Source organism: Candidatus Megaera venefica, assembly GCF_034554655.1.
GTDB lineage: Bacteria > Pseudomonadota > Alphaproteobacteria > Rickettsiales > Rickettsiaceae > Megaera_A > Megaera_A venefica.
Genome location: NZ_JARJFB010000038.1, coordinates 1 through 12,262, shown reverse-complemented (window position 1 = coordinate 12,262; position 12,262 = coordinate 1). Strand labels below are relative to the sequence as shown.

The 12,262-nt window shown below is 35.0% G+C and carries 7 protein-coding genes; 4 read left to right on the top strand and 3 right to left on the bottom strand.

Annotation, left to right across the window (positions count from 1 at the left end):
- Positions 1-380 precede the first annotated feature (380 nt).
- From Megvenef_RS03510 to Megvenef_RS03500, 3 genes are all read right to left on the bottom strand, one after another.
- Positions 381-1,583: a hypothetical protein gene (locus tag Megvenef_RS03510; protein WP_322776612.1), complete on the bottom strand. Its 1,203-nt coding sequence runs from the start codon at positions 1,581-1,583 to the stop codon at positions 381-383.
- A gap of 218 nt (positions 1,584-1,801) precedes the next feature.
- Positions 1,802-4,369: an ATP-dependent chaperone ClpB gene (gene clpB, locus Megvenef_RS03505; RefSeq protein WP_322776611.1), complete on the bottom strand. Its 2,568-nt coding sequence runs from the start codon at positions 4,367-4,369 to the stop codon at positions 1,802-1,804.
- A 171-nt stretch (positions 4,370-4,540) separates the two neighbouring features.
- The gene (locus tag Megvenef_RS03500; RefSeq protein WP_322776610.1) at positions 4,541-5,311 is read right to left on the bottom strand and encodes an ABC transporter permease; all 771 of its coding nucleotides are present in this window, start codon (positions 5,309-5,311) and stop codon (positions 4,541-4,543) included.
- Between the two features lie 217 nt (positions 5,312-5,528).
- Between Megvenef_RS03500 and miaB the strand changes: the two genes are divergently transcribed.
- The 4 genes from miaB to Megvenef_RS03480 all read left to right on the top strand — a co-directional run bounded on the left by miaB (position 5,529) and on the right by Megvenef_RS03480 (position 12,155).
- Positions 5,529-6,863, top strand: coding sequence for a tRNA (N6-isopentenyl adenosine(37)-C2)-methylthiotransferase MiaB (miaB, locus tag Megvenef_RS03495; RefSeq protein WP_322776609.1), 1,335 nt, complete (start codon positions 5,529-5,531; stop codon positions 6,861-6,863).
- Positions 6,863-9,238 carry a penicillin-binding protein 1A gene (locus tag Megvenef_RS03490; protein ID WP_410519754.1) on the top strand — a complete coding sequence of 792 codons (2,376 nt, stop codon included), beginning with the start codon at positions 6,863-6,865 and terminating at the stop codon, positions 9,236-9,238. Before miaB ends, Megvenef_RS03490 begins: the two co-directional genes overlap by 1 nt.
- A gap of 88 nt (positions 9,239-9,326) precedes the next feature.
- A complete protein-coding gene (locus Megvenef_RS03485) occupies positions 9,327-11,384 on the top strand; it encodes a hypothetical protein (protein WP_322776607.1) in 2,058 nt (685 codons plus the stop codon).
- A 63-nt stretch (positions 11,385-11,447) separates the two neighbouring features.
- Positions 11,448-12,155, top strand: a complete 708-nt coding sequence (locus Megvenef_RS03480; RefSeq protein WP_322776606.1) for a carbonic anhydrase — start codon at positions 11,448-11,450, stop codon at positions 12,153-12,155.
- Positions 12,156-12,262: the final 107 nt, after the last annotated feature.

The window sequence follows — 12,262 nt, the reverse complement described above, 5'->3', positions numbered from 1 at the left end:
AAAAAATGAATGTGCGGTGATTTATTTTTGAAATTCTTGAAATTATATCAAAAATTTAGAGTTTTGACGGAGAGACTAAATAGAGAGGTTAGATTTATGTGGATACCAGAAATAAAAAAAGAAAGAAACGAGAGTTACGAGTACCCTATCTAGTCCTTCTGTAAATGCTCCTGTGTTGTTTCTATACTTATATATTGTCATGGTTTAATGACGTTGCTTCTAATAAGCTAAAATTAGTTCTGTAGATACATTTGATTTGCGTACATTTTTCAATTACAATGAGTTTATCAACTTTATAGAGATAATTTATGATTGGAAAATTTGGCATTGCTAATTTAGACTATTATCCCGCTCGGTGAGCTTGCTACCGACGAGCTCCGCTACGTGGCTAAATATTCACCAATAATATCAACTATTTTATCTCCCTCTTCAAATTCTATCGCCAATATTGCTTCTGGTGAAAAATGCTCTCTTAAAGCCAATTTAATAAAATTATCGTTGCATACTTGTGCTATAAAATCCGCAACTCTAGCCAACGCCTCTGCATGTCTAACCAATTCAGCATCTACAAATTGTCTAGCAAGTTGTTGTGCATTAAAACAAGTTGTTGGAGCAGATGTAGCAGCTGACACCCCAACAGCAACGTCTGAATTATTGCTTAAGCCTGAATTATCTTCAGCTTTCTCTGCCTTTATTTTTTCCCCTTTAAATTTAAGAGCACATCCAGATAATATTTGTTCTTGGATGGGAAAAATGGCGGAAGCATAAGTTTTTTGCACCTCAATTTTACTCAGTAAAAAACTATCAGTTATATTCATATACTCAATGATTATTTTAGGAACTCCCCAAGCATATATGTGTTTGCAAAGAAACTTACTTAATTCACTAATATAATGATATTTCCTTGTTTCAAGTAACTCTGAGAAACAAGGCAACAATTTTTGGTTAAATTCTAAACCTAGCTGCATATTTGATGCTGTGTAGCGCACTATCTCAGTTATACTAGTAGCCCCAGAGGTATCACCATTATCATACCCATAATTTAAATGCTCTAAATTTGGCATGTTTGATATCCATTTTTTAAACTTGCTTTTCACCAAGGGCATGTCAACTATTCCTGCCCCGGTTAGTTCTAAATACTCAATCTTGCTAGTATCAATTTGCTCTAATGCTTCTACTAATTGTTCATCCAATAATAAGCCCTCTATACCCAGAGCTCTTAGAGGGCTAGAAAGATTTTTTGCTACCATTTTTATAACTACTTTGAGCGCTTCTCGTTGCAGCAGTTCGTCTCTTGCTCCTATTTTCATGGAAGATGAAGGACGAATGTTAACATAAAATACATTCTGTAAAATATCCTTAAATACACTAAATAGTTGATCTTTTTCTTGTTGAGTTGCTATTCCTATGGTAGTAGAAGACCTAACAAAAAGATTTATTTTATATAATGAATCACTATGCATTCTCTCAAGTGCGCTATGTAAAAAAAGCCAATTATCTCCCCCGAAGTTTATCATTTCGCTTCTGAAGTTTTTCGCGCTCCCTGCTTTTGTAACATCTCTTAAACTTTGGGTTTTTGACATACTCTTCCTTCATATTTACTAAAACTAAGCTTTTGCTAACCTGTATATAAGAATTATTACTATATATTAAGTATAAAGTCAAGACTTAGTTTTACAGACACCATAAATTACGTGTTTGTTGCATGAATCGTTGCCTTTTAAAAAATAACTAAAAAGCCGATCACATTTTTGGTTTATTTTTACAATCGAAAACTCTTGCTTTGTTATTAATAGATCTTTTAAATATTAAGCTTACCATCAACGCAAGATAGTTTGATCTTATCACCGCTAATATAAGATCCAGCTAATATTTTCTTTGCCAGACTATTCTGCACTTCTTTTTGAATAATTCTTTTTAGCGGCCGAGCACCAAAAGCTGGGTCATAACCCTTATCGCCCAGATACTCTACAGCACTCTCATCATATTCAAGGTTAATATTCTGAGTCGCTAAAATATTTTTTAATTCATTAAGTTGGATTTTTACGATCTCATTCATGTGAGACCTGTTCAAACGATGAAACAATATTATCTCATCAAGACGATTCAAAAATTCTGGTCTAAAGGCCGCTTGAACATACTCCATCACTTGGTCTCGGACTAAAGCAGTATCTTCACCATCAGCTTGATTGACAAGCACTTCTGAACCAAGATTTGAAGTAAGAACTATTATTGTATTTTTAAAATCTACCACATGACCTTGGCTATCTGTCAGACGCCCTTCATCCAAAATTTGTAACATCACATTAAAAATATCAGGATGAGCTTTCTCGATTTCATCAAATAATATGATTTGATATGGTCGTCTACGAACTGCTTCCGTCAATGCACCACCTTGTTCATATCCAACATAACCAGGAGGTGCCCCAATCAACCTTGCTACTGCATGTTTCTCCATATATTCTGACATATCGAACCTTAGTACTGCACTGCGATCACTAAATAAAAATTCAGCCAGAGCCTTGGTGAGCTCAGTCTTACCTACACCTGTTGGACCAAGAAATAAAAATGAACCGAGTGGTCGGTGTTGATCGGCGATACCAGCACGAGACCTGCGTATAGCATCACTAACTGCTTCTATAGCATCATCCTGACCTATTACTGTCGCTTGTAGGTTTTTTTCCATCGTAAGCAGTTTATCTCGTTCACTCGAAAGCATACTATCAATTGGAATTCCAGTGATTTTAGAAACAAGAGTGGCTATATCTTCTTCTGTCACTCTTTCTTTCAAAAGCTTATTATCAGTTTGTTCTTCAGCAGATTTTAGCTTTGCTGTTATTTCTGGAATCACACCATATTTTAACTCACTAGCCCTGGTAAGGTCACCCCTTCTTTCAGATTTTTCAAGTTCTATTTTGGCATTTTCGAGATCTTCTTTTAATTTTTGTGCAGATAACATCTTGTTCTTTTCAGCTAACCATTTTGAGCTTAAATCCATTGATTTAGCCTCAAGCTCTGAGAGCTCTGAAGTTAATTTAGTAACTTTCTTTTTTGAATTATCGTCTTTTTCTTTCTTCAATGCCGATAGTTCTATCTTTATTTGAATAACCTTGCGATCAAGCTCATCTAATTCTTCAGGTTTACTAGACACCTCTATCTTTAAACGACTTGCAGCTTCGTCAAGCAAATCAATTGCTTTATCAGGTAAAAATCGATCAGTGATGTATCTGTTTGATAGAGTAGCAGCAGCAACTATGGCACCATCAGAAATAGTGACGCCATGATGCAACTCGTATCGATCTTTTATTCCTCGCATAATTGAAATTGTATCGACAACGCTTGGTTCCGCAACATATACCGCCTGAAAGCGTCTTGCTAGCGCCGTATCTTTCTCAATATATCTTCTATATTCATCCAGCGTGGTTGCACCAATACAATGTAGTTCACCTCTGGCAAGCATTGGTTTTAATAAATTTGAAGCATCCATTGCTCCATCAGTTTTTCCCGTACCAACAAGAAGATGTAGCTCATCAATAAATAATATAATCTCGCCGCTAGACTCTTTTATTTCCTTTAATACTGCTTTTAAGCGTTCCTCAAATTCTCCTCGAAATTTTGCCCCAGCAATTAGAGCTCCCATGTCTAGTTCAAAAATTTTACAATTCACTAGCGATTCTGGGACATCCTTATGGTATATCCTCTGAGCAAGACCTTCAATAATTGCAGTTTTACCAACACCAGGCTCGCCAATTAAAACAGGATTATTCTTTGAACGACGAGAAAGAACCTGAATTGCTCGCCTTATCTCCTCGTCCCTACCTATTATGGGATCAATTTTTCCTTCCATAGCAAGCTTTGTTACGTCTCTACCGTATTTTAACAATGCATCATAACTTTCCTCAGCTGATTCACTATCAGCTGTCCTTCCCTTGCGCATGGCTAAAATTGCTGCTGTAGTTTTTTTTGAATCAATACCGAATTCTGCAAGAATTTTACCAACAATGTTCTTATCATATGTAAGGGCTTCAAACAATCTCTCTATTGTAACAAAACTGTCTTTATTTGTTGTAGCAAGTGCTAAAGATTTTTCAAGTAGCTTAAGCGAATCTGAGGAAATGCTTACTTGCCCCCCTCCACCACTTATTTCTATACTTGGCATACGTGCTAGTTCTTCTTCAGCTCTTGTTAAAATAAGATTAGTGCTCACCCCAAGAGAAGCAAGGAGGTTCCTTATTACTTCCTGTTCCTCTGCCACAAGAGTGACAAGAAAATGTATTGGTAAAAGTTGTTGGTGATTATTTTTTGCCGCTAACATCTGGGCACTAGAAATCACAGCTCTTGCTGCGGAGGTAAATTTTTCAATATTCATATAATATAACCGTATAAATTTTGCTTATACAAGTTATATATGCACTAAACCAAAAAAATCAATTGACCCAAGTTTTATATTGATAGAATTTTTAAATCTTAGATTGAATCATTGGTGATTTAATTTACAGAGAATAGGGTTGAGTTAGTCCTAAGATGATTTATTTTCTTTTTACGACTTAATTCGCCAGCCTTTATCAATGAGTTTAACTAGAATGAAATACATTATTCCATTGGATATCATAAGAAACAGTATGCCCCCTGTAATATTACCGTCCGCTTTATCAGTCAAACAATACCTAAAACCATCGATAATATAGAAAAAAGGATTCAATAAATTAATTTGCTGAAAGATAGGAGGCAATGACTGGACAGAGTAAAAAGTACCAGACAAAAAAGATAGAGGCGTGATCAAGTAACTCGTAATGGCCGAATGTTGGTCAAAGGAATTAGAAATCAACCCAGAAAGTAGCCCTAATTTTCCAAGCAAAGTGCATGATGCAAGTACATAAAAAACTAACAAAAACGGGTGCGCTAGGGTATAGTCAACAAACGGTATAAGAGCAATAGCAACAGCTATTCCAACAAATACTCCTCTAAGCACAGCACCAATGGTAAATGCTATTATGATTTCAACACTACCAAATGGAGGAGTTAAAATATCAGAAATATAGCCTAACATTTTACTCATAATAAAAGAGGATGAACTATTAGCAAAAGCATTTTGTACTATACTCATAGCTATTAAGCCATAGCCCATAAAATCAATAAATTTAATACCAGAAATGGAAGCCTTATGGTTACCTATAGCAAGAACAAAAACTGCTAAGAAAATTAATGCCGAAACTACTGGAGTGAAAATAGTTTGGTGATAAACTCGCAGGAATCTCTTTATCTCCCGTAAAGTCAGGCTATAAGTACCGTACCAATTTATCTTTTCCATAATAATGACTATTAATTTTTTGTAGATTATGATATATTGCGCGAGGATTTTTATCAATAATAATTAAATATTACGCATTGTCTGCAAGTCAGCCTGACACAATGCTGTCATGATTGTAAGATAAAAAAATGGTATAATGGGAAAGTTAAGTGGCGCGCGTTCAAGGTAACTCTTTAAGATAATGCAATAAATTAGTATTACTATAAATATATCAAAAATGTCAAAGAAGCTATACATAAAGACATATGGTTGTCAGATGAATGTCTATGATTCGCTGAAAATGCAAGAATTATTGACCCCATTTGGTTTTGAAGCTACTGGGACGCCAGATGACGCTGATATGTTTATTCTCAATACTTGCCATATTCGAGAAAAAGCTTCTGAAAAAATGTATTCTGAGCTTGGAAAAATAAAGCTTATAAAAGATACCAGAAAAAAAACCGGTCTTGCTACTATTATTACTGTTGCAGGGTGCGTTGCACAGGCTGAAGGAGAAGAAATTTTTAGGAGAGCTCCTTATGTCGATATAATTGTTGGTCCTCAGTCTTATCATACATTACCAGATTTGATAGCAAAATTAGCTAGAGCTCAAAAGCACCTAATTGAACTTGATTTCATTGAAGAAGAGAAATTTGATAATTTACCACAAGGTTTTGAGAGTCAAGGAGCGAGTGCATTTGTTTCAGTTCAAGAGGGTTGTGATAAATTCTGTACCTTCTGCGTAGTACCTTACACAAGAGGAGCAGAATTTTCACGGCCAGTTGAACAAATTTACCGAGAGTCTCTAGCCCTAGTTTCAAAAGGGGCCAAAGAAATTCACCTGCTTGGCCAGAATGTTAATGCTTATCACGGTAAAGCCAGCAATGAAAAAAATTACACTCTAGCAGATTTAATTCGCCATGTTTCCACAATCAATGGCCTAGAACGCATACGATATATGACGTCTCACCCGACTGACATGAGTGATGATCTAATTGCACTTCATGGCCTAGAGAAAAAATTAATGCCATTTTTGCATCTGCCTGTTCAGTCTGGATCTAACAAAATATTAAAAGCAATGAACCGGAAACACACTAGGGAAGATTATTTTACAATTATCAATAAACTTAAAACTGCTCGCCCTGACATAGTGATGTCCTCTGATTTTATTGTTGGATTTCCTGGAGAAACCGATGAAGATTTTGCAGATACAATGGATCTTGTTAAACGGGTGAAATTTGGCCAGTGCTTTTCCTTTAAATATAGCCCAAGGCCTGGAACCCCTGCAGCAGCAATGGCTATGGTACCAGAAAATATAAAGACCGAAAGATTAGCTATCTTACAAAAAGAATTATTCAAACAACAGCTTGAATTTAATGAGTCATGTGTTGGCAAAATTATGCCGGTATTATTTGAAAAAGATGGTAAGTTTGATGGTCATATTGGTGGAAAAACACCTTACATGCAATCTGCTTATATTAGTGATGCCGATAAAAATTTGATAGGTAAGATTGTAAACGTCAAAATCACTAAAGGTTCGGCAATTAGTGTTACAGGCAATATATTTATATGATATTAAGATTTATTATATTGACTACAAAAACAGCACTGTTCCTCGGTATGATAGGGGCAGCAATTTTGATGTATATAATATACCATTACACCAAAGACTTGCCTGATTATTCTCAGCTAAAAAAATATTACCCTCCTTCCATTACTAGAATGTATTCCGCTGATGGTAAACTCATAGAAGAATTTGCCAGAGAGCATCGCATATTTGTACCTATTAGCTCCGTTCCAAAAGCGCTAACACAAGCATTTATCGCAGCTGAGGATAAGAACTTTTATAGTCACGAAGGTATTGATATTTTTAGTATCTTCAGAGCAGCAATAACTAATATTTCTCACATTATCAATAAACGCCGTCCTGAAGGCGGCTCAACTATTACACAACAGGTCGTAAAAACTTTTTTACTTTCTCCAGAACGTTCTTTTGAAAGAAAAATCAAAGAAGCTATTCTTTCCTACAGACTTTCACAAGTATTTACTAAAGATGAAATCTTAGAGTTATATTTAAATCAAATATTTCTTGGGAAAAGTGCCTATGGCGTAGCATCAGCTGCATTAAACTACTTTAATAAATCAATCGAAGAACTGACAATCAGTGAGTGTGCAGTCCTTGCTTCCCTACCTAAAGCACCTTCGCAATATAACCCAGAAAAAAACTATAAAAGGGCTGTTGAGCGGAAAAATTACGTGATAGGTAGAATGTATGATGATGGTTACCTAACTAAAGAAGAAGCAAAGCAAGCAATTGATGAGCCAATAAAACTAGCTAAATTTGATAAAGCACTGACTATAGACGCTGATTTCTACGCTGCAAAAGTAAGAGAAGAAGTGATTGAAATGTTTGGCGAGGAATATTTCTACACCGCTGGTCTTACAATTATGACATGCGTTGACTCCAAAATGCAAAAAGCAGCTACCAACGCACTAAGGTTTGGTCTTAAAGCATACGATATGAAAAGGGGTTATCGTGGTTCTTTGCAAAATATTGATCTTAAAGATTGGCAGGAAACTCTTAAGAAAATACCAAGTCCTTATGGGCTTTTACATTATAAACTAGCTGTTGTACTAGATGTTGCTGATACTCAAGCTAAGATTGGGCTTAGCAACGGATCTTCTGCTTTTATTTACTTAAAAGATATGAGCTGGACTGCAACTAATATCAAATCTGTAAAGAAAATATTAAAACCCGGCGATGTAATAGCTGCTGAAGTAATTGACAAGAAGTATTTTTTACAACAGATACCAGAAATTAATGGCGGCATCATGGTAATAGAGCATGAAACAGGCCGTGTCTTAGCAGCTGAAGGAGGTTATGATTTTAGTGTAAGTAAGTTTGATCGAACAACTCAAGCTAAACGCCAACCAGGATCTCTTATCAAACCATTTGTATATATGGCTGCGCTAGAGAATGGAGCAAAACCAACCGATATTTTTGATGATTCACCAATAGATGTCTACCAAGGTCCGGGCCTCCCTATATGGAGACCAAAAAATGACAATGGTAAATTTCTTGGACCAATAACGTTAAGGAAAGGGATAGAAAAATCTCGCAATCTAATTACAGTTAGAGTTGGTCAATTTGCTGGCCTTGGTAAAGTTGCAGCACTTATCCGCAGGTTCGGTATTACTGATAGTCCAAAAGTTGTTCATTCTATTGTCCTTGGAGCAATAGAAACTACTTTAGAAAAAATGACGATTGCCTTTAGTATTATTGCTAATGGTGGAAAAGGAGTTGAGCCACAATTCATTGAGTTAATAAAAGACCGTAAAGGTAACGTAATTTATAAGAGAGATTACACTGAATGCCCAGAATGCAAATCCAACACAGCACTCTCCATAAATAATACAGAAGCTCCTACAATACATAAGACTGAATCGCCTGTTATTATAGATGAAGCTACCAATTATCAAATGATATCATTGTTGAAGGGAAGTGTGCAGCGTGGTACCGCGTCTGGAGCAAAGCACTTACCTTACGTTATTGCTGGAAAAACAGGAACAACAAACAAAGCTAAAGATGTGTGGTTTGTAGGATTTACGCCCAAAATAGTTGTTGGGACATATGTTGGATACGATAACCCAAGAAGCTTAGGAAATTCGGCTTATGGCTCTGTTTATGCTTTACCGGTATTCGTGCATTTTATGACTAATGGCTATAACTTCCCATCTGTAGATTTTGCAGTACCAAACTCAATAAGGCTTGAATCTATTGATTATGAGACGGGGAAACCATCATCAGCCCCAGGAGCAATAATTGAAGCCTTGAAAGTAAATGGCTATAATCCTAAAATCAGTCCAAAAAATGAAGAAGCTGCTAATGAGCCAGTTTCTCCAATTACCAACATGGAAGATTTGGACAACTCAGAAGAAATTTATTAATAGCTTTCTTAACTATTTTACTTGTAATCGCTAACATACCATTGTTACACTAAAATAAAATTAAATATTTTTATTTTAGGTAATCATTATGTCTAAAGATGACGATCGTTCAGAGCTTGAAAAAAGGCTACAACAAGAACGTATCAAAGAATTGGAACAAATGCGTAAGGGTAAGATTGATCTAGGTAAATTCCAAGAGGTTAATGACTCATTGGGCAACAAAATAGTAGATCAACAATCCAATTTTACTGCAAAAGGTAAAAAGGTATCTGGTGTTTCTGCTGGATATATCGCGACTCAATCTGGTACAGGTGAAACTTTTATCTTAAAACATTTTTATAAAAGTAATGCTGATTGTTTACTTGAACCAGATGTGGCAAAGAGAAGACAAGCTTTAGCTGATAGAAAAGATGGAGTAAGAGAACTTTTTGGCTCCACTATGTATCAATTTCTTTTATATGACAGAGCCCCAAAAGAAGAATTGGTAACTCCAGACAAGGATAATCCAAACTCATTATACGTACGATCGAAGTTTTTTAAAGATGTTGTATCAATGGCAGACTTTAGCGGGGACTCTTCCTTTGACCCAGGCAGTAGTAAGCTTAAAAAAGTTGAAGGATTTGAAAAATTAGTCGCTTCTTGCCATATGCTTGGTGAGCTTGATTATCATGCTAATAACATCATGGTACAAAAACAAAAAGATGAAAATGGTAAAGACCATTACGTTTTTACTAAAATTGACCATGGGAGATCATTGGTAGCCTTTAATCAAGATTTTGGGGCTATGATAGATAAAACAGCTGAAACTTTTAGGTCTTTTGCCTACGATCAAGCCATTGAAGATGGCAATTTATCATTTAACATAGATAAATTTTCTCAGTCATTAAAACAAATGTCTAGTCAATTCAGCGCAGATCAAATCGATGCAATGGTTGATCAAAAAATAGCTGAATTAAAAAAGGCTGGTTTTGACCCTAATGGATTAACTGCTCAATACGCCTTTGGCAACGACGTTTCAAAACAAACTTCTAAACCAATTACTAGCTTTGAGGATTTAGCATCAACTTATAAAGATTTATTAAAAAAGAATCTAAGTAATATGCAAGAAATCTCAAAGCAAACTGAGATTATTACCAAATTTACAGGCGTTAGCGAAACCTTTAAAAATGGTGGGTGGCTCCAGGAGTTTGCTGAATCTCCTATCAAAGATCCTGTGGCTTATGCCGCTCATAATAACATAAAAATAGAAGGAAAGAATGCTCTACAATGGGCGTATGAAAATGATTATAAAATCAAATACACTACTACAAAAGAACAAACAACTGAAGTACAAGAAAAACAATGGCGGAAAGGAGATAATGATAAATGGCAAGAAGTCGATGTAACTGTTTCTAGAACTCAAAAAGAAACAAAAAGTGCTGACCCACTGGCTTATATAAAGGCACTAAAAAAAGATAGACCGCTATCAAAATCTGAACTTGAGTTTGCAAGCCAGGCTGTAGAGCTTGGTTTGAAATATACAGATAATATTACTTATAAAGATGTTCTGCCAGCATTAAAAATTGAAACAGATGCGAACGTAGTTAAAGAAATGCATAGCAAGGATACAAAAGTTTCTGAAAACACTTTAGTACCTTTGATTGATAGTTTCGTAAAAGAACATCTCACTACTAAAACTGCTTCCAAAGAAGACATGGCTAAATTTTATGATAAAGTTTTAGATACACTGAAAAAGGAAAATTATATTACGGACAAAGAAATCCAAAATATGAAAACTCCGGCAAAAGGTGAAAAATTGTCGGACTTTGATAAAGCAGTGGAAAAAACATTAACATTAGTAAAAACTGATACTCCAAAAATTGAAGGCTCAGATAAAATGAAATATGGGGTAGCTAATTTTTGCAAAAAAATTGGCTGTGCTCGCATATCAAATTATTTTATGAAAAAGATTTCTCCAGATAATTTAACTAAAATACATAACGCAGAAAAAGCAGTAAGCGAAAGTATAAAATTAAATGAACTACTAAAAAAACAAATAGGTAAAGAAGGGATTGGCAGCAAACGCATAGAGAATATGCAGGCTAAAGTCTCTGAGAAAATTGAAACACGAGCTCAAAAACAAAAAAAGGGAGGTGTAAGTAGATAAGAAAAAGAGAACTATGAAGATATCATTTTAATTTTTATTATTTAATTTATATAGGTTACCGTTATGCACTCACTATTAAAAATAAAAGTAATTGCAGTTATTTTGCTACTCTCTGCAACATGCAATGCTTCGCAAATAAAATTACCTACTGATAAAAAGTTAATTTCATTCCTAAATGAACTTTTTGATAATAATGCTGAATTTACAAAAACACATGATACAAAATTTTTTGATAAATTTCGTAATTCGCAAGCTCCACATTTAACTATAATAAAATGCTCAGATTCAAGAGTAAACTTAGATGCCTTTGACTCGACTCCAGATAGCGATGTATTCTCAATTAGAAATATCGGTAATCAAATTGTAACAACTGAAGGTTCGGTAGATTATGGTGTAAGAGTACTCAAAACTCCATATTTAATGGTTGTTGGCCATTCTGGCTGCGGAGCTATTGAAGCAGCACACAAAGGTGTAAAAACAAAAATTGCCGATATTGATAGAGAACTTAGTACTATCAAACTAAATAATGACAAAACTCTTAATGATGCAATATTAACTAACGTTCACACACAAATTGACGTTGCAAAAAAGAGATATAAGTCTCTGGTTGACTCAGGAAAACTGACAATTATTGGAGCAATATATGACTTTAATAATAATTTTGGCTTAGGTGATGGAAAAGTTATTCTGGTTAATGTTAATGGCATAAAGGATAGAGAACTAATACGTCAAACATATAGTGCAAAAGTAAAAACCCTACAAGCAATGTAGTAAAGAAGTTAATTAAATATGATTGAGAGACTTTCCATCTATTTGTGTAAATTCGATTATAGGCACTTAAATTCTCCCTTCGAATTTGATCATAAAATGAGCCATAG